Below are 25,365 nucleotides of genomic sequence, written 5' to 3' on the forward strand. Positions count from 1 at the left end.
CACTTTGGTAGAGATCAAACGTCGGTATCACGGCTGCTAAAAACGACGAAAAAAAACCCGCCGTGATGGCGGGTTGAATCTCATTAGGCTTTGGCCTTCTTCTTGCGCTTGTCAGTGACTTCCCACTGACCATCGACAAAGAAAGCTGACCAGCCGGATGGCTTACCGTCTTCTTCACTTCGCACGTAGTTTTCTTTGGTTTTACGTGCAAAACGAACTACCGTCGGTCGTCCATCAGGATCCTGTTGTGGTGCATCCGCAAGGTATTGGAATTTCTCCGAGATACGATCTCTAAAGCGATCGAGCTCTTCCACCAGCGGCGCGCGAGTTTCACGCGATTTAGGGAAGTTACTTGCCGCCATAAACAGCCCCGAGGCGCCGTCTCGCAGCACAAAATAGGCGTCCGAATTTTCGCAAGGCAGTTCAGGGAAATGCACAGGATCTTCTTTCGGTGGTGCAACATCACCATTTTTCAAGATCTTGCGCGTATTCTTACATTCATCATTGGTGCAACCCATGTACTTCCCGAAACGGCCATTTTTCAGCACCATATCGTTACCACATTTGTCACACTCAACGACCGGACCGTCATAGCCTTTCGGTTTAAACTCACCCTTTTCGACCACATAACCTTCACAGCTTGGGTTATTACCACAGACATGAAGCTTACGATGTTGGTCAATCAGGTATGAATCCATCGCCGTTTCGCAAATCGGACAACGTTTCATGGCACGAAGATCCGCGGTTTCAACATCCTCTTCTAGGACATTAACAATGCCGTCTTCATCCATCAGATTGATAGTGGTTTTGCAACGCTCTTTCGGCGGTAATGCATACCCTGAGCAGCCCAAAAAGACGCCAGTTGATGCAGTACGAATACCCATTTTACGGCCACATGTTGGACAATCAATATCCGTCATGACCATATTGTTCGGTTTCATCCCGCCTTCTTCTTCGTCTTGTTCCGCTTGCTCTAGCTCTGCGGTGAAGTCGGCAAAGAAGTCATCAAGCACGCCTTTCCAATCGGCTTGACCTTCAGCGATTTTATCCAGCGACGCTTCCATCCGGGCGGTAAAGTCGTAATCCATCAAGTCTGCAAAGCTCTGGGTCAGACGATCGGTGACGATCTCTCCCATTTTCTCTGCGTAGAAACGACGATTTTCGACGCGCACATAACCACGATCTTGAATGGTCGAAATGATCGACGCATACGTGGACGGACGGCCAATACCCGCTTTTTCCAGCTCTTTAACCAAAGCCGCTTCCGTGAATCGCGCCGGTGGCTTAGTGAAGTGCTGTTTCGGATCAAGCTGACTCAACGTCAGTGATTGTCCCACTTCCACCGCAGGCAAGATTTGATCTTCGTTTTTACCCGTCGGGCGCTGTACGCGCGTCCAACCATCGAAACGTAAAATCCGCCCTTTTGCTTTCAAAGAAAACTCACCGGCCTCTACGGTCAATGTGGTGGAGTCGTACTTAGCCGGTACCATTTGACACGCCACGAACTGACGCCATATCAGGTCGTACAGTCGATGCGCATCAGGATCCATACCTTGCAAATCGCTCGCCGTCACGCCAACATCCGATGGACGGATCGCTTCGTGGGCTTCTTGCGCATTGGCTTTTGCCCCGTAGACGTTCGCCGACTCAGGTAAATATTGTTCACCGTATTCGCTGGCAATATGTCCCCGCGCTGCGTCCACCGCCTCTTTGCTAAGGTTGGTCGAATCGGTACGCATATAGGTGATGTAACCCGCCTCATAAAGACGCTGCGCTAACATCATGGTTTTCTTCACCCCAAAGCCTAACCGCGTACTGGCGGCTTGCTGAAGTGTTGAGGTGATATAGGGCGCAGATGGCTTACTGGTTGAGGGGCGATCTTCACGATCACGTACCACGTAGCTCGCGTTTTCCAACGCGGCCACCGCGGCCATTGCCTCATCGCTGTTTTTCGGCTTAAAGGCTTTTCCGTTTTGCTGTGCAACGAGCAATCGAAGTGCCTGCTCGTTAGGGGTGAGCGTGTCCGCATGCACATCCCAAAACTCTTCAGGAATAAACGCTTTAATTTGATGCTCGCGTTCGACCAACAATTTCACCGCGACCGATTGCACACGCCCTGCCGACAAACCGCGCGCCACTTTTTTCCAAAGCAGCGGTGACACCATAAAGCCCACCACACGGTCAAGAAAACGCCTTGCTTGCTGTGCATTGACGCCATCAATGTTGACGTCTCCCGGCGCTTCAAACGCCTGGGTAATGGCATTTTTGGTGATCTCGTTAAACACAACACGCTTAAAACGATCTTCATCGCCACCGATCAGCTCCCGCAGGTGCCAAGCTATGGCTTCCCCTTCGCGGTCCAAATCCGTTGCGAGATAAACATGGTCAGCTTGCTCGGCCAGTGATTTGAGTTCGGCAACGACTTTTTCCTTGCCCGGCAGCACTTGATATTTCGCCTGCCAACCGTTGTAAGGATCGACGCCCATCTTATTGATGAGCGCCTTCTTTTCTTTTTGTTTCTTAATTTGCGCTTTTTCTTCGGCGCTGAGCCCTTTCGTAGACACAGGTGCAGCTTTTTTACCGCCCTGGGTCGCTCCAGTAGGCAGATCACGCACATGCCCGACACTCGACTTCACAATGAAATCTTTGCCGAGATATTTGTTGATCGTTTTCGCCTTTGCAGGGGACTCCACGATAACGAGAGATTTGCCCATAATGACCTAATTGACGCCCTTTGCGCTAAAACTGTCGAAAATTCGTTGCGTTGCACTCCGATATTGGAATGCCGCTATCTGTTTTACAATATTGAGCGAGTCTAGCCGAATATCAACTAAATTCGCAGTAAAACACGCTGATTGCTCGTACCTTCCACAATTGTTAATCAATTGTGATAGTAGTGTATCGGTTATTCGCTATGCCACTTTTCGGCAAAAAGCGCGCTAATCATTACCATTGCCGCCTGTAAAATAGCTAAGTGGATACGGTAATTTTTGGCTTGGCTCACATTATTCTTGATATTTATCCCATCATAGCGTGATTTCGCCAAGCCAAAGGCATGCCAGCAGTCAATACGACGATGCCCTATTTTATGTGCAATATACCGATATCATGCACGCGCGTTTGCTTACACCAGCGGACGCTGGCCTCGGCTAATCCATTTAAGCAACACACGATCGGCCACCTCAGCGGAGGTTCCTGCTAATTTCTCAGCGATATTTTTGCGCTGCTGATAAGAGACCGATAGCACTTTACGATCCTTGTTGGCCGCCTCAAAAAGATACTCGTCGCTGGTGCAGACTTGATCAATCAAGCCAAGTTCTAATGCTTGGTTGCCAAACCAGTGCTCGCCGGTTGCGACCTCATCAACATTTAACGAAGGGCGGTGCTCGGTGATAAACGCTTTGAATAGACCATGCGTTTCTTCCAACTCGGTTTTGAATTTTTCACGCGCTTTATCGGTATTTTCACCAAACATGGTCAAGGTACGTTTAAACTCCCCTGCGGTCAGCTGCTCAAACTCAATATCGTTTTTCTTGAGCAACTTATTAAAGTTGGGGAGCTGGGCAATCACACCAATCGAACCAATGATTGCGAAAGGCGCAGCGATCAGCTTATCGGCCACACATGCCATCATATAGCCACCGCTAGCCGCGACTTTGTCAACCGCGACAGTCAGCGGTACGCCGGCTTTACGAACGCGTGCCAGTTGCGAGGCGGCTAACCCATAGCCGTGCACCATGCCGCCGCCACTTTCCAGTTTAACCAAGACTTCATCTTGTTCGGTCGCTACCGACAAAATGGCGGTCACTTCCTCACGCAATGCCTCGACTTCGCGGGCATCAATACTGCCTTTAAAAGTCAGAACAAAAAGTTGTGGATCGCGCTGTGTTGGCTGCGCCGTTTGCTTCTTCGCTGCGGCCTTTTGTGCCTTTTCTTCTTTCTTTTTCGCCTTTTTCTCGTCTTTATCGCGCGCTTTTAACGATGACTCATTGTAAAGATGATGTTCGAGCGACTGCCGGTAGGTCTTAAAGCTATCGGTTAAATCGGTAAGCTTCAGGCTGCCTTTCTGTCCGCCTTTATCATTCGCCGCGCGTAGCAGTGCCACTAACACCACCGCTGCCATTAAAAAGGTGACGACTTTCGCTAAAAAAAGCCCATAATCCGCAATGAATTCCAATGTTGTATCCTCTTTTTATCTCTGAGTTTGCAATGCCTCAGCCCAGTGCATCACGCACTTGGTTGTCACACATTACCCGCAACCTTACAATAATCTACGTTTAACAATAAATAAGGATTTGTACTGTGGACTATCAAGTAACCTCCGACGCGCTTCAAGGGCGTGTGATTTTGGTCACCGGCGCCGGCGCTGGTATTGGTCGTCAAGCGGCACTGAGCTATGCCGAAAAAGGCGCGACGGTGATTTTGCTCGGCCGCACCGTGAAAAAGCTTGAAGCTGTGTACGATGAAATTACTGCCACGGGCGCACCACAACCTGCCATTATTCCCTTAGACATGCTGGGGGCAACCCGGCAGCATTACCTCGACATGGCGGATACCATTGACCAACAATTTGGTCGTTTAGACGGAGTACTCCATAATGCTGGCCTACTTGGCGTGCTAAGCCCTTTCGATCAAATCGATGAAAAATCGCATGACGATGTGATGCAAGTGAACGTCAAAGCCACCATGTTGATGACACAAGCCTTGCTGCCACTGCTGAAAAAGTCTGATGATGCGCGGGTGGTGTTTACCACGTCTACCGTGGGTCATCAAGGCCGTGCTTACTGGGGCAGCTACGCGATTTCTAAGTTCGCCACGGAAGGAATGATGCAAGTACTGGCCGATGAAATGTCAGACACCAAGGTACGAGTGAACGCGATTAATCCAGGTGGCACGCGAACTAGCATGCGCGCCAGCGCCTTCCCAGGCGAGGATCCCGACACATTAAAAACGCCACTCGATATTATTCCGCTCTACGTCTACCTCATGGCCCCGGAAGGTGTTGAAGTGCATGGCCAGTGCATTGATGCGCAACCCAAACGATAAACAAAAACGCCCCCATTGACGGGGGCGTTGTTTTTCACAAACGCGATTTAAAAATCAAAGGTAATTTTTGCTTTTACATTCCGCTCATCACCATACCAACAGTTCAGCTCGTCGAAGCAGCTATAGGTCGTTTTATCCAGCAGGTTCGTTGCAGATAGTGACAATTTCGCTCCTGATAGCGACGTATCTAGCTGAGCAAGATCATAGTTTAGAGCGGTATCAAACAGGGTATAATCAGGCACTTTAAAGGTATTGTTCGCGTTACCCTGTGACTCGCCCACATAACGCGCCCCCACGCTCACTTCTAATCCGGAGGTTAACTGATGGTTCACCCAAGCACTGGCCGTTTGCTCGGGCACCCAAACCGGTGTCTTGCCATCAAGGTTAGGATCGTCGGTGATCTCCATATCAATATAGCTATAGGTTAAGGCCACATTGGTATCTAGGCTCAGCGCTTGATTCAGTTCAATTTCGACGCCTCGCGAACGGATTTCACCCGTTTGAATTTTGGCGTAAGAATCATTGGGATCGTTGACCAAGGCATCTTGCTTAGTCAGCTCAAATAACGCCAAGTTGAGCCCTGTCGTCCCATCCAATGATAAATACTTCAAGCCTGCTTCCCACTGCTCGCCCTTCGATGGATCAAAGACATTACCTCGATTATCCATGTCTGTCGGCTCAAAGCTCTCGGAGTAACTGAGATAAGGGGAAATACCGTTATCAAATTGGTACATGGCTCCGGCGCGAAACGCTAAATTGTAGTGGCGAATGTTTTTATCAGAGGTACTCGGTGACCCAGCAAACAATGTTTGCTGATCATCTTTTAACTCATATTCATCGTACCGCGCGCCAGAGAGAAAGACCCATTGATTCCAAAGGATCTGATCTTGGGCGTAGAGTCCGGTCTGCGTGACCTCAATGTCATGCTGATCCTGATAAACGAAGCTAAGTGAACTTGGGTCCACCTGGTTATTATTGGGCTCAAAGATATCAATAGCCGGCACCACACCTGCAAGGGTATCGTCATAGCCAACATTGGACGACATGTTTTGATAATCCAAGCCGAACAAGGTGTAATGTTGCGCTGCCCCCCAGCGCAAATCGCCAGAAAGCTGAGTATCAACCACCCACGATTCCATGGTTTCATCTGTCAGGTATGCATTACGCGGATAGTGTCTGCCATCACTGCTTTTTTGATGGTACATGTTCTTTTGCAGTAAATCGGCATCGGTGTATCGTGCGGTGTGCAGTAGTGACCAATCAGAAGCGAGTTGGTGTTGCACTTTATAGCCCAGCATTAAAAACTCTCGGTCGTAGGTATTCCAGTTGTTGTCACCGGAAAAACTGTCACTCGAAAGGCTGCCTTGGTCACTGTGCAGCACTGAGCCTTTTGCTGGTAGCGACGTATAAATGCCCGCAGCCGGATCCGCTTGATAATATAGATTAAAATTCACTAAGGTATCTTGCGAAATACGCCAATCTAGCGACGGAGCCACGACATAACGCTCTTCTTCTGAATGCCCGGCTTGCCCGTCTTTTTTCCGTGCCAGCGCCACCATCCGATAGGCCAACGAGGTATCTTGAATCGCTCCGGTGCTGTCGACTGATATTTCTCGCAGCGCCTCTGTATCAGTACTGACGCCAACCCGATGCGCGGCTTCACGCTGTGGCGTTTTCGCGATCATATTCACCATGCCACCCGGTGGGATATTTCCGTACAACACGGATGTAGGCCCTTTAAAAACCTCGACTTGCTCAATCGCGATCGGATCAATTTGTGGCTGTAAATTCCAGGTGTTGTAAGGGATCGCTAACCCGTCGTAAAAATTTTGATAGTTGATAAAACCACGAATATTGAAAAGGTCGAGACGGGTCACGGCCCCACCGCGAAGTTCGGTATTTACGCCCGGGGTGTAGCGGACGGCTTCGCTTAATGAACTTGCTTGGCGCTGCTCCAAAGTGTCGCGGTTAATCACTGTGACCGCTTGTGGTGTCTCTTCGGGTGCCAATACCGTTTTGGTGGCGGTATTGCGGTACGTGTCACCTAGGACTTGTATGGTTTCCATGTTGGCTTCTTGGGGAGCAGAGTAAGCCGACACAGTTACTACGCTGCTAATCACAGCTAAGGTCAACGGCGACAATCGCCCAATAGCCTGCCGTGGGCACGAAAAACCTGTATGCATCATGATTTCCTCTAATGACGAACCAATAAATCTAAAACGGAATCATTCGTATTTTATGGATACATAGAGGAAATACTGTTCATTTTGGTGCACGATGCACGGGATCGATAGCACGATGCACGGGATTGAGTGGCACCCAATATGTCATTACTGCGCTATTCGAGTGGGGCTGGTAACCACTGGGGTAGATTTCAAGCTCTATACCATCGGTGCATTGATAGCCAGAGTCTGGTAGCCAAGCGTAAATAAACGCCTGCAATGTATCAGGGAGCCCGCTCACCGGTCCGGAGTGCGTGATAACGGCATAGGTCGTTTCCGGAATGATCCAGCTTGTGGTGTCATGTTGAAAGCCTGCTAATGCCTGTTGTCCCGCAAGGTATGGCAACGGTGATTGCAGTGTATCCGCGCTAGCTACATCAATGGCACCGATACTTGGCTGGTTTAGATCAATCACGCCGCGCGCATAGGCTCGCTGCCAAAGCGCTGGCACAACATCATTAAAATCAGGCTCTGGCGCAAATAATCCCAATATCGGTGCAACGTCTCCCACGAGTGTAGCTTGAGGCCGCGTTTTGATCTGCACAGATAACCACAGAGGTTGTGGTGTGGTTAAAGTGGTAATTTGTAACGGTGTACGAATACCATCCATAATGCCTCGTCGACGATATTCTCGAGGCGTCATATTATATTGCTGTCGAAATGCGCGGGAAAAATTAGCCTCAGAGGTAAACCCACAGGATAAGGCAATATCAATGATACGACGTTGGCCAGTCAGTAACTGCTTAGCGGCATCACTCAATTTAAGCTCCCGCACGTAGTGCGCAACACTCATCCCCGTTTGCTCAGAGAACACGCGCTGCAGTTGCCAACGAGACCAGCAACTTTTTGCTGCAAGTTCACTAACCAATAGTGGCTGATCTAAATGGGTATGGATGTAGGCTAATACACGTTCAATCCGATTCAAACGGGTGGCAGCTTGATAAGGCTCAGCAGCGATCGTCATTATTTCCGTATATCGATAGTTCTATAAATTGAGCTGACAATAACACAAATAATAATCGTTATCATGTATACCCTTCTCTTCTCTCTTGAATAAAAAAACCCGACACAAGGCCGGGTTTTCATTCATTAATGCTGAAAGCGTTTTATTTACGCGTCCGAGGCTTTCCTTTCCCTCTTGGCGCGCCAGGGCGTGGGCTACCTTTTTTGGGTCCCGACCCTTTTGGTCCTGCTGCCGGGGCATTACCACGGCGAGCTTGACGGGCTTTCTTTGGCTTATCGTGCGAGTCGATACGCTCTTCATAGCGGCGCACTGCTCGACGAATTTTCTGACGCGACTTTTTACGCTTTTGGTCTTCTGGCGTGATCACTGTTTGCGATTCAGGCTTCATTTCCACCATCTCGCGCAAATAGTTAACTTCTTTAAGTTCCATCTCGCGCCAACCACCACGTGGCAGGTCTTTCTCAAGATAAATGTCACCGTAACGCACTCGCTTCAAGCGGCTCACAGTCACACCTTGAGTTTCCCAAAGGCGACGCACTTCGCGGTTACGCCCTTCGGTGATCACAACATAAAAGGTGTGGTTCATCCCTTCGCCACCCGCGTAAACCACGTCCTCAAAGCGGGCAACACCGTCTTCAAGCTCGACACCGGCCACCACGTTGCGCACCATGTCTTCGTTCACATCACCAAAAACGCGCACCATATATTCACGCTGCACTTGGCGGCTTGGATGCATCAAGCGGTTTGCCAGTTCACCGTCAGTGGTAAACAGCATGAGACCGGACGTGTTGGCGTCCAAGCGGCCAACAGCGACCCAGCGGGCATCTTTGAGCTTTGGCAACCGGTCGAACACGGTACGACGACCTTCTGGGTCGCTACGCGTACATAGTTCGCCCTCTGGCTTGTTGTAAGCCAGCACGCGACATACTGAATCAGAAGGCGCATTGAGCGGCACTGCATGGCCATCGACACGCACCAGCGCACTCGGATCGTCAAGACGGTCGCCCAGCTTGGCCACCACACCATTGACACTCACTCGGCCGGCTTGGATATAGCTTTCCATTTCGCGGCGTGACCCCGTGCCAGCACGCGCTAGCACCTTCTGTAATTTTTCGCTCATGTTTGTCTTACCTTACTGTCGCCTTCACAGGCGTCAAAAACGGAATAACTCTACGTTATGGCTGGTTATAATACGCCCCTAGTAAAACTTGTTGAAACATCTCCAACAAGATAAAGCGCGGCGCTATAACAGGTGCCTAATGATACACGACCGCATCACGCACGCATAGAAAAATACACCCTGACCACTGGATAAAACGGTCAGTTTTTATACGTCTTTTATCTCGCTCATTTCGTCTCTCTGTGCTGAGGCGTGAAAGTTCTCACAGCTGCTGGGCTAAAGTACCTGTAACATGCCGACAGTCCATAACTTGTGCTAGAGCGGTATAGCATGCTTTCGATCGAAGACAATAAAACCAAATGGGACTTTTTCCAAAAACACCACTGGGTGTCTCATGAATTCTCACGTACCCCCGTACTTAAGTCGTGGGAGCGGTGTATAAAGCAATGTAATCCCTACACTTGGTCAAAACCACACATTGCCTCTGGTTTTACCTTATCGTCTTTGATGAAGCGCAACGAGCATCTTATCGAATGTGCCACCACAGTGCTTGAAGATACTTACGATATGTTAGGCGAAGAAAATTTGCTATTGATTGTGACTGACAACAATGGCTGCATTCTTTCTCTCGTCGGGCATGACGTAATAAAGCAGGAGATGAACGAGCTTGGTATAAAACACGGTTGCTTTCTTTCTGAAGGGAAGATTGGTACCAATGCAGTCAATCTCTGTATCAACACCCATATGCCTTGTGAAGTATTTGCCGCAGAACACTTTAATCGTCACTTACATCCTTATGCCTCCGTGGCAGCACCTGTTTTCGATCAATTTGGCAAGCTACGTGGGACAACGTGTTTGATCAAAAACGCAGAACACTACCAGAAAGAGAGCTTAGTCATCATCGCGTCAAGTGCGAGAGAAATCAGTTTGCAGATACATATTCATTCTGAACAAGAGAATATTAACCGTCTTTCCTGCGCGCACAACGCCACACTAGAGTCCATGGATGATGGTCTCCTGGCATGGGATGAAGACAATCACATCACCATGGTTAACCATCAATCTGAGCGGTTACTGAATATCGAGGCAAGCGATGTCTTAGAAAAAGATGTGTTCTGTGTTTTTCGTTTCCCTCCCAATGTACTCAACAGTATTGAATCTGGTACAACAATTAAGCGTAAATTGACCACAATAGAAGTCGGCGGCGAGTTTGTTGAAGCGATTATCACGCTGCGTGCGCTCAATGACGGCACCCATTTACTGTTCTTGCACCCCATCGATAAAATTCGCGAACTAGCTCAACAGCAAATCGGAGGCAGTGCACGATATACATTCAATACGTTGCCTGTTATTTCACGCAAGATGAAACACGTGATTACCATGGCCAAGCGGGCGATAAAATCGAATTCACCGATCTTCATTACTGGAGAGGAAGGTGTGGGAAAAGCGACGTTAGCCATGGCGATTCATAATGAGAGTAGCTATAAAGATGGGCCATTCATTACGCTCAACTGCCGCTCGATCAATACGGAACAACTGGTGAAAGAGACCTTGGGCTATGATGAAGGACAGGGCATGCCTTCTAAGTTTGAGTTAGCTCACGGCGGAACTCTGTTTTTAGAAAAAGTGGAATACCTATCGCCAGACCTACAAGCCGTGTTACTAAAGTTATTAAAGACAGGCTTGGTAAGCCGTAGCGACAGCTTGCGATTGATCCCAGTAGACTTTCAACTCATTACCAGCACGACCGCAGAAATCAGCGAATATGTTACACAGCGCTCATTTGGTCGCCAACTTTACTATGAGTTATCCTCAAACGAACTCCCTATTTCGCCACTAAGAAAACGCAGAGAAGACATCGAACATCTTGTCCAGCAGCTTGTTAGCCATTACGAGCGTCGCCACAATGTAACCCTCTCGATAGAACAAGTGGCATTGGAAGCGTTAATGAATTTTCGTTGGCCAGGAAATAACTCCGAGTTAAGAAACCGAATTGAGCGCATCTTGCTTAATCGAGGTTCAAACTTGATCAAACTGAGTGATATTCCTGAGGACATAAAATTGAACGCCCATCATCGTACAGATAATACGCCGATCATAACCCTAGAAGAAGCCGAGAAAAGAGCCATTGTTCAGGCTTGGAATCAATGTAATGGGAAAATGAACGAGATGGCCAAAGCACTGCAAATTGGACGCACGACACTATGGCGAAAAATCAAAAAATTTGGCTTACATGAACAGATGGAGTGGTACTAACGAGTCATATTAAAAAAGTCATATAAAAAAACCGGCGTTGAACGCCGGTTTATACGTAGAGGAACGCTATGCCTGCAAAGACAGTTGGCGAATCTGAGCTTTGAGTCCAGGCAGCAGGCTAGCGCTAGCGCTGAACTTACGAAGACCAATACCAAGTAACATCTGTGTTGCGTTCGGATCACCCGCCATTTCGCCACACATGCTCACGGGAATACCAGCACGCTCACCGGCAGCACACGTCAATTCAATGGCTTTTAATACCGACGGTTCAAAGTAATTCACAAGCTCTGCGACTGCCGTATTGCCGCGATCTGCCGCCATAACATATTGCGTCAGATCATTAGTACCAATAGAAAAAAAGTCAACTTCTTGCGCCAACGCATCCGCATTTAGGACAGCAGCGGGTACTTCTATCATAATACCGACAGGAAGCTTACTTGCATCCACCCCTAATTGCTGAGCTTGATGCGCCAACAATGCTTTCACTTTTTTTACTTCTTCAACCTGCGCGACCATGGGTATCATCAGTTGAATATTCGGCTGTACCTGAAACGCCTTTAAAATCGCGCGCAGTTGCGTGTTAAATAAAGCTTCATGCTTGAGGCACAAACGTACCCCTCTCAAGCCTAAAAAAGGATTATCTTCCTCAGGCATAGGATAAGCCGCTAGAGGTTTATCCCCTCCCACATCGAGACTACGAATGGTGAGTGGTTTATCGCCGAGCGCAGCGGCAATGTCTCGATAAACTTGGTATTGTTCATCTTCAGTCGGTAAGGCTTCACTGTCTTGGAATAGAAACTCGGTACGAAATAGACCAACACCTTCTGCCCCCGATGTTAACGCATTTTCCAAATCATTCGGTCCACCAATATTCGCTAAAACGGGAATAGCGATACCATCGCGAGTCATCGCCACTTGCTGTGCGCTCGCTAGCGCACTTTTTCGCGCGTTTTGCCATTCAATTTTCTGTGCGTCTAGCGCCTGCTGTATCTCATCTGACGGCGCAAACCATAAGTGCCCTTTGAAGCCATCAAGAGTCACCATTTGACCTGACCGAACGGCATCGAGACACCCTTGCGCTTTTACCATCGCGGGGATCCCCATCGCGCGAGCAAGTATCGCACTATGGGACGTTTTACCGCCTTCACTTAAACAAATACCGAGCACTTTTTCTTTATCGAATCCAGCCACATCCGAGGGCATAAGGTCATGGGCCAATAAAATACTTGGCTCCTGAATCTCAATGGCCTGAGGCTTGGCACCTGTCATTTCAATCATCACTTGGCGGGCAATATCATGTACATCAGCTTCACGTTCGCGCATGTATAGCGTCTCAGCATGATGATATTCTTCCGCCAGCGCGTGAAGGGTTTCTAGCCAAGCTTGCTCGGCAATCATGCCTGACTGAATATGCGATTCGACCGATTGCCACAATTCAGGGTCACTTAACATCATGCTATGCGCCGAAAATATGTCTCCTTTCGCTTGCTTTGCTTGACGTTGTAAACGTTGAACAACACACTCTATCGCTTGCTTAACATGCGTAATTTCATCGGTTTCATGACCAAAGGGACGATCGGGTACGGAGGGCATATCACTGGTGAAAAGAACAACGGGCGCCGTTACAATACCTTCATTCACGCTAATCCCCGTGATCGCACCTTCAATGGTTTGCGCATTCACCTCATACTGTAATGCATCAACTTCATCGCTTTGATGTTCGAGAGCACCATCATCAACGGCCTGTTTTTCGCCAAAGTGATCATGTGCGAGAGCTTTAAATGCGGCTATCGCATCCACGGCTTGGGAACCAAGGGCATGTATGGTTATGGTCTCATTGCAACGGACACCAAGCTTCGCAATACTATTGAGACTTTTTGCATTGACCTGTCGGTCGCCCTTTTGTAGCCAGAGTTGACAGTCAAAGCACGCCAGTGCGCCAACAATGGCGGCGGCTGGCCGAGCATGTAATCCATGCGGATTTTGCACGATCCAGTCGTATGTCAGCGCTTCTTTATCCTGCTTCGCCGTTTGCGCGGGTTCCGCATTTGTTGATGGCTGATCACCTAGATGCGCTTGTTTTACACCCAAGGCATTCTGCGCTTCCTCAACCACGGTTGCCAACGGTAACCCTGCCGCTGCTGCCACCGATGCCGCCATCGTCCCTTCGACGATGGGCGCTGATATTAACGTCACACTTTCCTTTATTTGATCATCAAGGAGATCTAGCGCCATTTCTGCACTTAGCAATGCGCTTCCGAGATCCATCAAGACAATAACGCCTTTTTCATCATTCACCCGCTCTATCGCTTCCATGACAGCAATGGTATCGGTACCTATCGGGTTTTCAGGATCATCAACACCTGCAGCAATGGCGATATTCGCTTTGCCTTGGGTCATTTGGGTCGCTAATTCAGCGACCCCCTCAGCAAGGCGACGACTATGAGAGACAACAACAATTCCCACCATCTTAATTACCTGCTATTGCTTGCTTTAGTGCTTTAATCATTAATAAAGAGGACGTTGCACCGGGATCTTGATGACCGATACTGCGCTCACCTAAATAGCTCGCTCGTCCTTTTTTCGCTTGCATTTCAATGGTGGCTAATACATTCGCTTCTGCGAGCTCAACCATCTCATTATGTAAGTGATCAGCACTTGTGCCCTTATCTAACGATGCCTTTATACTCGTCAAAACCGGTAGCCAAACATCACACATGGTTTTGTCGCCTAATTCAGCTTTACCACGAGAAACCACACCATCGACCCCACTTTTTAGCGCGTCGATCAGCTCTTCAAAGGTTAATTGTTCTCGAGTCCCGACAGCCGCCGCTGTGCGAATAAATAACGTGCCATATAAAGGGCCACTCGCGCCTCCGACACTAGACAATAATGTCATTCCCGTATTTTTTAGAATGCTACCAATGTTTTGCTCGACAATTTGAGGCAGTTTTTCCGCGACTTTCTTAAAGCCACGATTCATGTTGAGACCATGGTCGGCATCGCCGATATCACGATCAAGATCCGTGAGAAAATCTTGGTTGTCTTGATAGGTCGTCGCACACAACTCTAACCAGTGAATAATATGTGTTTTTTCAATTTGCATGTTATTTCCCCTGTTACCAGTTGATTGCGGCAGTATCAACGGGTGCATCAAAAAGTTCTAACATCTCTTTATCCGCTTTGAGTAAGGTGATTGACACCCCTTCCATATCAAGCGACGTACAGAAGTTACCTACCCTATTTCGTACGATGCGGAATCCCGCTTGCTCGCAGTTATGCGCTAGACGGCGATACACGCCGTAAAGCTCAGAAATTGGCGTGCCTCCCATACCATTGACCATCACGATGTAGTCATGATCGGCAGAAAAAGGCTCAATACTAGACACGACCTCATCCCATTCGCCTTCTTCACGATTCCAAATCCGTAACGTGCGCTGATAAGGTGCGTTTTCAGCGAGTTCAGCAAACATGTCATCCACCAAAGTATCGACGTCTGTGTATTGCATGCGTTTAATACCAGGCTCACCATGGATACCAACACCAAACTCCACTTCATTATCTTCTAAGATAAACGACGGCTTACCTGCGGCTGGCACGACACAAGCATTAAGCGCGACACCAAAGGATCGGCACTGGTTATTGACGCGTCGAGCAAGCGCTTCACACTGTGCCAACGTATAACCTTTACTTGCCGCAGCGCCGACTAATTTCTCCACTAACACAGTACCTGCCACGCCACGACGGCCAGCGGTGTAAAGGCTATCTTTTACGGCCACATCATCATCCACCAAGACTGATCCAACACTGATACCATCGGTATGAAGTAGCTCCACGGCCGTTTCAAAATTCAACACATCGCCCGTGTAGTTTTTAATGATAAAAAGCACGCCCTCACCGGTGTTTACTTGGTTACCACACTCATACATTTGATCCGGTGTGGGCGATGTAAAGACTTCTCCCGGGCACGCTCCGGTCAACATACCCTTACCAATAAAACCCGCATGCAATGGCTCATGACCACAACCGCCACCAGACACTAACGCGACTTGTCCTGGTGTTTCCTCATGCCACATATAACGAGGTTCGTAATTGGCCTTTAACTCAGGACGGGACAACGCGAGGCCTTCCATTTGTTGCAAGACAACATCATCGACTTGATTGATTAGTTTTTTCATCGTTCTATCTCATTCCATTTATTTTCACGTAGGGTATGAACTCATCTTAAGCAGAGAAAACAGGGGCTCAACAAAAATAATTTTGTTCCATAGTGGAACAATTTATCTTTTTATTTCGTTTCAATATGGAACATGAATGACGCAAACAGTCTGAATAGTGATCAATGCCATAAAGCAGGGTTTGTCGTTTTTTCTTTCGCGACGGATTTGACACTGCGGTCATAAAAGCTCAATTCAAATCCTCGATATCCTTTCTCGTTTGAGCTGTCAGTCCTAATATAGCGCCTTCCCTACAATGGTTTTTCATTGCAGAAAACACACAGAATAAAGAATAAAGGTCTGAATTATGGACAAAATAATTATTAGCCCCAGTAAATACGTCCAAGGTGAGCAAGTACTGAGCTCGATTGCACACTATGTAAAAAGTCTTGGTGAGAAACCATTAGCCATCGCTGATGCGTTCGTGACCGACTTGGTGGGTGCAGAGGTAAAACAGAGTTTTGCTGATGAAGAGATATCACTCGCAACCAATATTTTTAATGGCGAGTGTTCGCGTGCTGAGATTGAGCGCATCACCGATATTTGTGCGACACAGCAACATGATGTCATCGTCGGTATTGGCGGCGGGAAAACATTAGATACGGCAAAATCCGTTGCTTTCTATACCAAAATTCCCGTTGTTGTTGTGCCGACCATCGCGTCTACAGATGCGCCAACGTCGGCTCTCGCCGTTATATATACCCCAGAAGGTGAATTTTCTGAATACTTGATGATTCCTAAAAATCCGGACATGGTGATCATGGATACGTCGATCATCGCTAAAGCACCGGTTCGCTTACTGGTTTCCGGGATGGGTGACGCGCTATCAACTTACTTTGAAGCTCGTGCAAATATGACGTCAGGTAAAGCAACCATGGCCGGTGGGCTTGCGACCCGGTCCGCGCAAGCGCTAGCAAAACTGTGTTATGAAACATTACTTGAAGATGGCTTAAAAGCGAAAATCGCAGTAGAAAATGGTGTGAGTACCAAGGCGGTAGAAAACATTATTGAAGCCAACACCTACCTAAGCGGTATCGGTTTTGAGAGCAGTGGCCTAGCTGGCGCACATGCCATCCATAACGGTCTCACCAAGCTTGAGGAGTGCCACCATCTTTACCATGGCGAGAAGGTGGCATTTGGTACACTTGTTCAACTCGTACTCGAAAACGCGGCAATGGAAGAGATAAATACCGTCCTCGCTTTCTGCCGTTCCGTTGGCCTACCGACCAATCTTTTTGATATGGGCGTAAAAACGCTGAATCATACGACGTTGCGTGCGGTGGCAGAAGCATCAACTGCTGAAGGAGAGACTATCCATAACATGCCATTTCCTGTAACGGCAGATAATGTTTATTCCGCAATTTTAACGGCGCATCAACTGGGTCAATAGTGTATCGCCTACCGCATAAATTGAGACATATCGAATCATAAAAAAACGCCCAGCAAGGTGGCTGGGCGGGAATGGAAGGTCAACCACTGGCTGACGCAACATCAGAACAAGAACATTGCACTGATAATTACGCAGTGCAATGTTTGTTGGTTCACTGGCAATAAAGGATTAATCAAACGGCGTCGAATCACCACGACCCTGGCGTCGAATTTCAGGCGCACCGTCGCTAAAATCGACCACCGTCGTTGGATGCTCACCCAACACCCCTCCGTGCATGATCAAATCCACACTGTGTTCTAAATGATCGCGTATCGCTTCGGGATCGGATTCGGTGAAATCATTACCGGGCAGAATCAGCGAGGTCGACATTAATGGCTCACCCAAAGCTTCGAGCAAATCTAGGGCGATTTGATTATCGGGAACACGAATGCCAATGGTCTTACGTTTTGGATTCATCAAACGTTTTGGCACTTCTTTGGTCGCTTTAAAAATAAAGGTATACGACCCTGGGGTATTGTTCCGGATTAGCCGAAACGCAACATTATCCACCCGTGCATACAGTGAAAGCTCAGAAAGATCGCGACATAGCAACGTAAAATTATGATCTTTATCGAGATCACGAATACGGCAAATACGCTCTAGCGCTTGTTTATTCTCAAGCTGACAGCCAAGCGCATAGCCCGAATCAGTCGGATAAATAATCACCCCACCGTTTCGCACAATTTCCACCGCTTGCTTGATCAGCCGCGCTTGCGGATTCTCTGGGTGGACATAAAAAAACTGACTCATGGTTCCTCCTGCTGTAGCTTGACCACGTTTTGGATGCGCACCGCAACCCAGCGATAGTGGCCGACGCGCCGGATAATCCTTATTATCCTTCTATTGTAACGCGTCTGACTGGTTGCTATCTAGTTGATTTATTGATTGCTGTTTCTGCTCGGCAGCCTCTAACCATGCCCAATTCCACCAAAGCGGCTGGCAGTCTTTAGGCAGCCATAGATTTCGGCCTAGCTCTGTCCATGGTGAAGGGTAATGAAAATCTGAGCCCAATGAGGCCAATAAGCCATAGTCCCGCGCGTAGTCAGCGAGCAAACGACGTTCTTGTTGCGACTGCTGAGGGAGTGCAACTTCGATGGCATCGCCTTTCGCCTCAGAAAACGCCGTGAGCAGTCGCTTCAGCCACTTAGCCTTGAGTTTGTATCGGCCCGGGTGAGCGAGTACTGCCTGTCCACCGGCTTGGTGAATCACCTCAACGGCCTCTGCAATCGAACACCAATTTGGCGGCGCATACCCCGTATTGCCTCGGGTTAAAAAGCGCTTAAAACAAGCCTGCATGGTTTTCGCGTGGCCCTGCTCTACCAGCCAGCGGGCAAAATGCGCACGAGTTAGCGGTGCATCACCGGCCAGCTCACGTGCACCCGCTAACGCGCCTATATAATGCGAGCGCTCTAGCCGCGCAGCAATCAACTCCGCCCGTTGTTGGCGTCGCTCAGCTTGCTCGGCAATCAGCGCGATTAATGCCGGATGGTGCGGATCGATATTTAAGCCCACAATATGAATATCAAAGTTTTGCCACAGAGTAGAAATCTCAATACCGCTGACCAAGGTAAGAGGCAGCGCTTGGCGGTCAATTTCTGCTTGCGCATCCACCAGCCCGGCAGTGGTGTCGTGATCGGTAATCGCCAACACCCCCACACGGCGCTCAACCGCACGCTGCACTAAATCTTGGGGCGATAAACGGCCATCTGAGGCCGTCGTGTGACTATGTAAATCAATGATCATGGTGTATCGGGTTTCCTTAATATGTCCACGCACTCTGATGATGCTAACGCAAGCAAGTTAATGCACGTACGCGAACACTATTGATTCATTTGTTATTTTTTATGGTGCGCTTTTTCCGCACTTTTTCTGCATTCTTTTGGTTTTCCCCGTTGACACAGAGACAAAATATCAGTTTACTAGTACACAAGTTAACGCACACCGTTTCTCGGTCTCGGGGAGCAAGATGGCGCTAAGGGTAACAGTCACAACGGAGTCTCGCAGCATGTATTTCAATACCTCGCCTCGTACAAAGGGCATTTACACGGCACCCACTGCAGTACTGGCCGTCAGCGCGCTAGCGACATCTATGACCTCTGTTGCGCTTATTGGGTGGCACGGCTCCTTACGGGCGGTGTGACGGGCTGTATCAACAGCTACCTTATTCACAACGCCCGCCACTGACGCGGGCGTTTTTGTCTCTGAGCTTTGCCATTAAGCGTTATCGTGCCACTACGCATTTAGCCACTAAGCATTTGGCCACTAAGCATTCAGCCACGGTAATCCACAACCATAGTTTAAAAGGATATTTGATGATTATTGTACTTAAACCCCAAGCCACTGAGCAGGACGCCAAAGGGCTACTCAACCAAATCGAGCAGTGCGGATTAAAACCGCTTTACATGCCAGGGGTTGAGCGCATTGTACTCGGCGCGTTGGGCGATGAACGCGTTTTGCAACAATGCCACTTTGAGGCCAACCCGCTGGTTGAAGAAGTGAAACCGATTTTAACCAAGTACAAACGCGTCAGCCGTGATGTGCAGCCGCACGATAGCGTAGTAAATATCGGCAATGTGCCTGTCGGTGGACAAGACTTTGTGGTCATGGCAGGCCCTTGCTCGGTGGAGTCGGAACCTCAATTGCTTTCCGTGGCAGAGCGAGTTAAAACCCACGGCGCTCGCGTGTTACGTGGCGGTGCCTTTAAGCCGCGCACCAGCCCTTATGATTTTCAAGGCATGGGAATAGAAGGGCTTAAGCTGCTAAAAAAAGCCAGTGAGCTCACCGGCATGCCAACCGTGTCAGAAGTGATGGAAATCAGCCAAGTCGATGCCGTGTGTGAATACATTGATTGCTTGCAAATTGGCGCACGTAATATGCAAAACTATGGCTTACTCAAAGCAGTGGGAGAAACTGGCAAACCGGTCTTGTTAAAACGCGGCCTTTCCGCCACTATCGAAGAATGTTTGCTGGCAGCGGAATATATTGTCGATGCGGGCAACCCTAATGTGATTTTGTGTGAGCGCGGCATTCGCACTTACGAAACCGCCACAAGAAACACCTTGGATTTAAACGCGGTGGCCTTTATGAAACAACGCAGCCACCTGCCAGTACTGGTCGACCCAAGCCATGGAACGGGTGTGCGAGAGCTCGTCACGCCGCTATCACGCGCGGCTGCAGCCGTCGGCGCAGATGGCATTATTGTGGAAAGCCATCTGAATCCAAGCGAGGCGTTGTCAGACGGTCACCAAGCATTGACCGGCGATATGTTCGCGCAGCTAATGCAAGAATTAACCCCCTTTGTTCAAGCGGCAGGGAGAAAGCTGTGAACACCCATCACCTCCAATACGGCGAGCTCGATACGCTCCAACTGTCGGTGCCTTATGTGGCCGATCCGACCGAGCTGTATGCCGCCGTGTGCCAAGATAAACCCTTTAGCATGTTGCTGGAGTCAGCTGAAATTGACTCAAAGCGCAACGTGAAAAGCCTGATGCTCGTTGACGCCGCGGTACGGATTGAATGCCGGGCGCAAACCGTAACCTTGCAAGCGCTGACCCATAATGGCGCCCATTTGCTCGACAGCATCAGGCAAAGTGCGGCGCTGCAAGCGTTACCTTGTGAGGCAGAAAGCACTGAGCGTAACAATCAGCCGGCACTGACACTGACATTCCGCCATCCTAACGACAATGGTGCCCTATTGGATGAAGACGCCCGCCTGCGCCAAGCGTCGGTGTTTGATGCGCTGCGCGTCGTTAAACAAAGCGTCGCGTTGGAGAACCAGCCTGACGATGCGCTGTTTATCGGCGGCTTATTTGCCTATGACTTAGTCGCCAGTACCGAAACACTGTCCAGCGTAGACGGCACCGAGAGCTGTCCGGATTATCTCTTTTATGTCGCCGAGAGCTTACTGGTGATTGATCACCAACACCGACAAGCACGCTTACAAGGCACCTTGTTTGGTGGCGATAATGCAAGTGCCCACTACGTGGATTTATCGCGCCGCTTGCAACGCATCAAAGAAGCCTGCTTATCGCCTGCGCCACTTCCCGACGCGCCCGTGATGACTGAACACTCGGTCGCGGTTTCAATCTCCGATTCAAACTTTTGTCAGCAAGTTGAAGCGCTAAAAAAACACGTGATCGCCGGAGATGTGTTTCAAGTGGTGCCCTCGCGCCGTTTTACACTCGCGTGCCCGTCGCCGCTCAATGCCTATCGCGCGCTGAAACACGGCAATCCTAGCCCATATATGTTTTATCTGCGCGATAGCGAATTCAGCTTATTTGGTGCCTCACCAGAGAGCGCACTCAAATATACCCAAACGACCAATCAAGTCGAAATTTACCCTATTGCCGGTACTCGTCGACGCGGAAAAACGGCCCAAGGCAGCATTGATCACGACTTAGATAGCCGAATTGAACTTGAGCTGCGTAATGATGAAAAAGAAAATGCTGAGCACATGATGCTGGTCGATTTGGCCCGTAACGATGTTGCACGCATTAGCACGCCCGGCAGCCGCCACGTGGCCGATTTGCTCAAAGTGGACCGCTACAGCCACGTCATGCACTTAGTCTCTCGGGTGGTGGGTCAACTTAAACCCGATCTTGACGCGCTGCATGCCTACCAAGCCTGTATGAACATGGGCACGCTCACCGGTGCACCGAAACTTAGAGCGATGCAACTGATCCGTGATACCGAGCATTGCCGCCGCGGTAGCTATGGCGGTGCGGTGGGATATTTTACCGGTTCAGGCGACATGGACACCTGCATCGTGATCCGCTCCGCCTACGTTGAAAACGGCCTTGCTACCGTACAAGCCGGCGCAGGCGTGGTGTTTGATTCTGACCCACAAGCGGAAGCGGACGAAACCCGCGGCAAGGCGCAAGCCGTGATCCATGCGATTCAAGCTGCTCACCAAGGAGGCCAACCATGAGCACCCCAAAAATGGACATTGTCTTGCTCGATAACATGGACTCCTTTACCTATAACTTAGTGGATCAATTTCGCGCATTGGGTTACCCGGTCACGGTGTTCCGGCACCATTTAGATGCTGATGCCATTGTCAGCCACATTCGTGCCCTGCCCCAGCCGCTACTGGTGCTCTCGCCCGGTCCGGGTGCACCCGCCGATGCCGGCTGCATGCCCGCATTGATTGAGGCCTTACGCGGCCACGTGCCGATGTTGGGGATTTGTTTGGGCCAGCAAGCCATCGTTGAAGCCTACGGCGGCATAGTGGCAGGCGCCGGTACCATTATGCACGGCAAAGCCTCAGCCATGCACCACCAGCAACATGCGGTATTTGGTCCACTTGCCTCACCATTAACCGTCGCCCGTTACCACTCACTGGTTGCCACTGATGTCCCTGCCAACTTGGATGTCATCGCCACAACCTTTGATGGCAAAGATCAGAAAGTGATGGCCGTGGTTAACAACACCGACTATGTAGTCGGTTATCAATTCCACCCCGAATCGATTTTAACCGCGCAAGGGGCCGCGCTACTCACCCACACCATCGATTGGGCGAGTGAATTTTATCAAGGCAATCGTGATTAATAGCTAAACAAACCAATAAATAAAGAAACGAATAGAGATACAACACGTACAGCACCAATAAGTACGGACGTCAGGACAGACACATCGAGGTTAAATGCAGTGATGGATCAAGCAACCGTGGATCACCTACTAGAAGCGCTCTACCAACAGCAGTCGCTCAGCCAAACGCGCAGTGAACAACTATTTAGCGCCATTATTCAAGGCGAGCTCGAGCCTGCTCAATTAGCCGCCGCGTTAACCGCATTGAAGATTAAAGGGGAAACCCCCGAAGAAATCGCCGGCGCCGCGAAGGCACTCACCGATAACGCCGAGCCTTTTCCACGTCCCAGCTATCCGTTTGCCGATATCGTCGGCACGGGTGGCGATGGCGCGAACACCATTAATATTTCTACCACCGCCGCATTTGTGGCCGCTGCCTGTGGCGTGAAAGTCGCCAAGCACGGCAATCGCGGGGTCTCAAGCAAATCCGGCTCGTCGGATCTACTCGCCGCGTTTGGGATTGATTTGGCCATGCCTGCCGAGCAAGCGCGTGCGGCACTGGATACACTTGGCGTGTGCTTTTTATTCGCCCCGCAATACCATACCGGTGTGCGCCATGCGATGCCCGTGCGCCAAGCCATGAAAACACGCACCATCTTTAACCTGCTTGGGCCGTTAATCAATCCAGCCAAGCCCAGTATTGAGCTGATGGGCGTGTACGACCAAGCACTGGTGGCGCCAATTGCGCAAACCATGCAAAACCTCAACATGACGCGCGCGGCCGTGGTTCACGGTGACGGCCTGGATGAAGTGGCGATCCATGGCCCTACGACGGTGGCAGAAATCACGCCAACACAGATTGAGCATTACACCCTAACCCCCAGCGACTTTGGTGTATCCCAATACCCGCTGGACAGCATTGCCGGGGGCACGCCCGAGCAAAACCGCGAGATGATCCGCGCGATTTTGCAAGGTAAAGGCACAGATGCCCAGCAAGCGGCGGTAGCGGTCAATGTCGCCCTATTGCTACGCTTATTCGGACAAGAAGATTTGAAAGCAAATACCCAACAGGCCTTGGACGTGATGGCGTCGGGCAAGCCTTACACCATCATGCAAGCGTTAGCACAAAGGAGCGCAGTATGACCACGTCAGCCCTCAACGACACTATCTTAGGCCGTATTGTCGACGACAAAAAACGCTGGATCGCCGCCCGCAAAAAAGCCCAGCCGTTAGAAAGCTTTGTCGACCAACTGACGCCGAGCGATCGTGATTTTCGTGCTGCGTTAGCCGCACCGGGCTCGCAGTTTATCTTGGAGTGCAAAAAAGCCTCGCCCTCGAAAGGGGTGATTCGAGACGATTTTGATCCAGCAGCCATTGCGCAAGCATACAAGCCATTCGCCACGGCGATTTCGGTACTCACCGATGAAGACTACTTTCAGGGCAGTTTTGATTTTCTCCCCATCGTGCGTGACCAAGTTGATGCGCCGGTGTTGTGTAAAGACTTTATTATCGACCCGTATCAGGTTTACCTCGCGCGCCATTATCAAGCTGATGCGATCTTGTTGATGCTGTCAGTGCTCGACGACGCTGAATACCGTGAGCTAGCCGATTTAGCCGAGTCTTTAAAGCTGGGGGTACTCACCGAAGTGAGTACCGAAGACGAGCTGGCGCGGGCCAATGCCTTAGGGGCGGTGGTGATTGGCATTAACAACCGTAATTTGCGCGATTTAAGTATTGATCGCGATCGCACCAAACGCTTAGCACCGCAAGTGGGGGAAAAAGCGATCGTGATTTCAGAAAGTGGCATTCATAGCCACCGCCATGTGCGCGACCTCGCCGATTACGCCGACGGCTTTTTGATTGGCAGTGCCTTAATGGCAGAACCCGATCTCACGCTTGCGCTACGTAAAGTGATCTTGGGCGATAACAAAGTGTGCGGGTTAACCTCAGCCGATGATGCCCTCGCCGCCTATGACGCGGGCGCGGTTTATGGCGGGCTCATTTTTGTTGAACACTCGCCGCGCGCGGTAACCCCAGCCGTGGCCGAACGTGTACAGCAAGGCGCGCCGCTTCGCTATGTGGGCGTGTTCCAAAACCACGCAATAGAGACAGTCGCAGCGCATGCCCATCAGCTCAACCTACACGCGGTGCAATTACATGGCGATGAAGATGCTGCGTACTTACAAGCACTGCGCGAAAGGCTTCCGACCCACTGTGAAATGTGGAAAGCGCACGGTGTGTCTGATGTCGCCCCAGCGTTAGACGGCATCGACGCAGACCGCCACCTCATCGACAGCCGAGTCGGTCAGCAATCTGGCGGCACCGGCAAAACCTTTGATTGGCACCTGATCCCAAAAGCGGCCAAAGACAAAGTGATGATCGCGGGTGGTTTGACGCCCGACAATGCCGCAAAGGCCGCTGCACAAGGCTGCTTAGGGCTCGATTTTAACTCCGGCGTCGAACATGCGCCCGGTGTGAAAGACGCCCACAAGCTTAACGCGGCGTTTCGTGCCCTACGCCGTTATTAATTGTCCAGAGATGAGTGATTACGCCGGGGTGAACGACGCACCTCGGCACCAAATTAA

Annotated in this window: 18 protein-coding genes; 8 read left to right on the forward strand and 10 right to left on the reverse strand. The window is 49.9% G+C overall.

The genetic code is table 11. The annotated features are described in order from the left end of the window. Nucleotides 1-83 precede the first annotated feature (83 nt). Both topA and sohB read right to left on the reverse strand, forming a co-directional pair. A complete protein-coding gene (gene topA / locus HLG76_RS08125) occupies nt 84-2,714 on the reverse strand; it encodes a type I DNA topoisomerase (RefSeq protein ID WP_077669351.1) in 2,631 nt (876 codons plus the stop codon). A gap of 410 nt (nt 2,715-3,124) precedes the next feature. Continuing rightward, on the reverse strand, nt 3,125-4,177 hold the full coding sequence (gene sohB / locus HLG76_RS08130; protein ID WP_021023935.1) for a protease SohB: 1,053 nt from the start codon (nt 4,175-4,177) through the stop codon (nt 3,125-3,127). Between the two features lie 125 nt (nt 4,178-4,302). On the opposite strand from sohB, the gene HLG76_RS08135 reads away from it, so the two are divergent. Beyond that, nucleotides 4,303-5,046, forward strand: coding sequence for a YciK family oxidoreductase (locus HLG76_RS08135; protein WP_021023934.1), 744 nt, complete (start codon nt 4,303-4,305; stop codon nt 5,044-5,046). Nucleotides 5,047-5,093: 47 nt separating this feature from the next. Here HLG76_RS08135 and HLG76_RS08140 read toward each other — a convergent pair whose 3' ends face one another. The 3 genes from HLG76_RS08140 to rluB form a co-directional block, all read right to left on the reverse strand. Beyond that, nucleotides 5,094-7,112: a TonB-dependent siderophore receptor gene (locus HLG76_RS08140; protein WP_254877655.1), complete on the reverse strand. Its 2,019-nt coding sequence runs from the start codon at nt 7,110-7,112 to the stop codon at nt 5,094-5,096. A 196-nt stretch (nt 7,113-7,308) separates the two neighbouring features. Further along, entirely contained in the window at nt 7,309-8,232 is a 924-nt protein-coding gene (locus tag HLG76_RS08145) for an AraC family transcriptional regulator (protein WP_175993445.1), read from the reverse strand. Between the two features lie 142 nt (nt 8,233-8,374). Next, nucleotides 8,375-9,352, reverse strand: coding sequence for a 23S rRNA pseudouridine(2605) synthase RluB (rluB, locus tag HLG76_RS08150; protein ID WP_175993446.1), 978 nt, complete (start codon nt 9,350-9,352; stop codon nt 8,375-8,377). Nucleotides 9,353-9,682: 330 nt separating this feature from the next. Between rluB and dhaR the strand changes: the two genes are divergently transcribed. Continuing rightward, on the forward strand, nt 9,683-11,608 hold the full coding sequence (dhaR, locus tag HLG76_RS08155) for a dihydroxyacetone kinase operon transcriptional regulator DhaR (RefSeq protein WP_021024316.1): 1,926 nt from the start codon (nt 9,683-9,685) through the stop codon (nt 11,606-11,608). Between the two features lie 66 nt (nt 11,609-11,674). On the opposite strand, the gene ptsP is transcribed toward dhaR, so the two are convergent. From ptsP to dhaK, 3 genes are read right to left on the reverse strand one after another with little or no spacing between them, the layout of a single operon-like run. Further along, complete coding sequence (gene ptsP, locus HLG76_RS08160) at nt 11,675-14,077, reverse strand: phosphoenolpyruvate--protein phosphotransferase (protein ID WP_175993447.1); 2,403 nt, start codon at nt 14,075-14,077, stop codon at nt 11,675-11,677. A 1-nt stretch (nt 14,078) separates the two neighbouring features. Further along, nucleotides 14,079-14,714 (reverse strand): dihydroxyacetone kinase subunit DhaL, encoded by a 636-nt coding sequence (dhaL, locus tag HLG76_RS08165; RefSeq protein ID WP_025673984.1) that lies wholly within the window; start codon nt 14,712-14,714, stop codon nt 14,079-14,081. A 13-nt stretch (nt 14,715-14,727) separates the two neighbouring features. Then, on the reverse strand, nt 14,728-15,786 hold the full coding sequence (gene dhaK, locus HLG76_RS08170; protein WP_021024313.1) for a dihydroxyacetone kinase subunit DhaK: 1,059 nt from the start codon (nt 15,784-15,786) through the stop codon (nt 14,728-14,730). Between the two features lie 346 nt (nt 15,787-16,132). On the opposite strand from dhaK, the gene HLG76_RS08175 reads away from it, so the two are divergent. Further along, nucleotides 16,133-17,215: a glycerol dehydrogenase gene (locus HLG76_RS08175; protein WP_077461037.1), complete on the forward strand. Its 1,083-nt coding sequence runs from the start codon at nt 16,133-16,135 to the stop codon at nt 17,213-17,215. A gap of 168 nt (nt 17,216-17,383) precedes the next feature. Here HLG76_RS08175 and HLG76_RS08180 read toward each other — a convergent pair whose 3' ends face one another. Both HLG76_RS08180 and HLG76_RS08185 read right to left on the reverse strand, forming a co-directional pair. Next, nucleotides 17,384-18,004, reverse strand: a complete 621-nt coding sequence (locus HLG76_RS08180; protein ID WP_077577260.1) for an L-threonylcarbamoyladenylate synthase — start codon at nt 18,002-18,004, stop codon at nt 17,384-17,386. A gap of 90 nt (nt 18,005-18,094) precedes the next feature. Further along, entirely contained in the window at nt 18,095-18,997 is a 903-nt protein-coding gene (locus tag HLG76_RS08185; protein WP_021024310.1) for a PHP domain-containing protein, read from the reverse strand. A 569-nt stretch (nt 18,998-19,566) separates the two neighbouring features. Between HLG76_RS08185 and aroF the strand changes: the two genes are divergently transcribed. From aroF to trpCF, 5 genes are all read left to right on the forward strand, one after another. After that, entirely contained in the window at nt 19,567-20,580 is a 1,014-nt protein-coding gene (gene aroF / locus HLG76_RS08190; protein WP_077461176.1) for a 3-deoxy-7-phosphoheptulonate synthase, read from the forward strand. Beyond that, complete coding sequence (locus HLG76_RS08195; protein WP_175993448.1) at nt 20,577-22,181, forward strand: anthranilate synthase component 1; 1,605 nt, start codon at nt 20,577-20,579, stop codon at nt 22,179-22,181. The genes aroF and HLG76_RS08195 overlap by 4 nt, the downstream gene beginning before the upstream one ends. Then, nucleotides 22,178-22,801: an aminodeoxychorismate/anthranilate synthase component II gene (locus HLG76_RS08200; protein ID WP_175993449.1), complete on the forward strand. Its 624-nt coding sequence runs from the start codon at nt 22,178-22,180 to the stop codon at nt 22,799-22,801. Before HLG76_RS08195 ends, HLG76_RS08200 begins: the two co-directional genes overlap by 4 nt. A 117-nt stretch (nt 22,802-22,918) precedes the next feature. Then, nucleotides 22,919-23,923 (forward strand): anthranilate phosphoribosyltransferase, encoded by a 1,005-nt coding sequence (gene trpD / locus HLG76_RS08205; protein WP_077677597.1) that lies wholly within the window; start codon nt 22,919-22,921, stop codon nt 23,921-23,923. Next, nucleotides 23,920-25,308 carry a bifunctional indole-3-glycerol-phosphate synthase TrpC/phosphoribosylanthranilate isomerase TrpF gene (gene trpCF / locus HLG76_RS08210; RefSeq protein WP_077773916.1) on the forward strand — a complete coding sequence of 463 codons (1,389 nt, stop codon included), beginning with the start codon at nt 23,920-23,922 and terminating at the stop codon, nt 25,306-25,308. Before trpD ends, trpCF begins: the two co-directional genes overlap by 4 nt. Nucleotides 25,309-25,365 lie beyond the last annotated feature (57 nt).

Origin of the sequence: Salinivibrio sp. EAGSL, from assembly GCF_013366455.1 — a bacterium.
Classification (GTDB): Bacteria; Pseudomonadota; Gammaproteobacteria; order Enterobacterales; family Vibrionaceae; genus Salinivibrio; species Salinivibrio costicola.

Excerpts from the sequence above, each read along its gene's own strand:
- topA (WP_077669351.1), bottom strand. The coding sequence starts at position 2,714 with ATGGGCAAATCTCTCGTTATCGTGGAGTCCCCTGCAAAGGCGAAAACG.
- HLG76_RS08140 (WP_254877655.1), bottom strand. The coding sequence starts at position 7,112 with ATGGAAACCATACAAGTCCTAGGTGACACGTACCGCAATACCGCCACC.
- HLG76_RS08145 (WP_175993445.1), bottom strand. The coding sequence starts at position 8,232 with ATGACGATCGCTGCTGAGCCTTATCAAGCTGCCACCCGTTTGAATCGG.
- rluB (WP_175993446.1), bottom strand. The coding sequence starts at position 9,352 with ATGAGCGAAAAATTACAGAAGGTGCTAGCGCGTGCTGGCACGGGGTCA.
- dhaR (WP_021024316.1), top strand. The coding sequence starts at position 9,683 with ATGCTTTCGATCGAAGACAATAAAACCAAATGGGACTTTTTCCAAAAA.
- ptsP (WP_175993447.1), bottom strand. The coding sequence starts at position 14,077 with ATGGTGGGAATTGTTGTTGTCTCTCATAGTCGTCGCCTTGCTGAGGGG.
- dhaL (WP_025673984.1), bottom strand. The coding sequence starts at position 14,714 with ATGCAAATTGAAAAAACACATATTATTCACTGGTTAGAGTTGTGTGCG.
- dhaK (WP_021024313.1), bottom strand. The coding sequence starts at position 15,786 with ATGAAAAAACTAATCAATCAAGTCGATGATGTTGTCTTGCAACAAATG.
- HLG76_RS08175 (WP_077461037.1), top strand. The coding sequence starts at position 16,133 with ATGGACAAAATAATTATTAGCCCCAGTAAATACGTCCAAGGTGAGCAA.
- HLG76_RS08180 (WP_077577260.1), bottom strand. The coding sequence starts at position 18,004 with ATGAGTCAGTTTTTTTATGTCCACCCAGAGAATCCGCAAGCGCGGCTG.
- HLG76_RS08185 (WP_021024310.1), bottom strand. The coding sequence starts at position 18,997 with ATGATCATTGATTTACATAGTCACACGACGGCCTCAGATGGCCGTTTA.
- aroF (WP_077461176.1), top strand. The coding sequence starts at position 19,567 with ATGATTATTGTACTTAAACCCCAAGCCACTGAGCAGGACGCCAAAGGG.
- HLG76_RS08200 (WP_175993449.1), top strand. The coding sequence starts at position 22,178 with ATGAGCACCCCAAAAATGGACATTGTCTTGCTCGATAACATGGACTCC.
- trpCF (WP_077773916.1), top strand. The coding sequence starts at position 23,920 with ATGACCACGTCAGCCCTCAACGACACTATCTTAGGCCGTATTGTCGAC.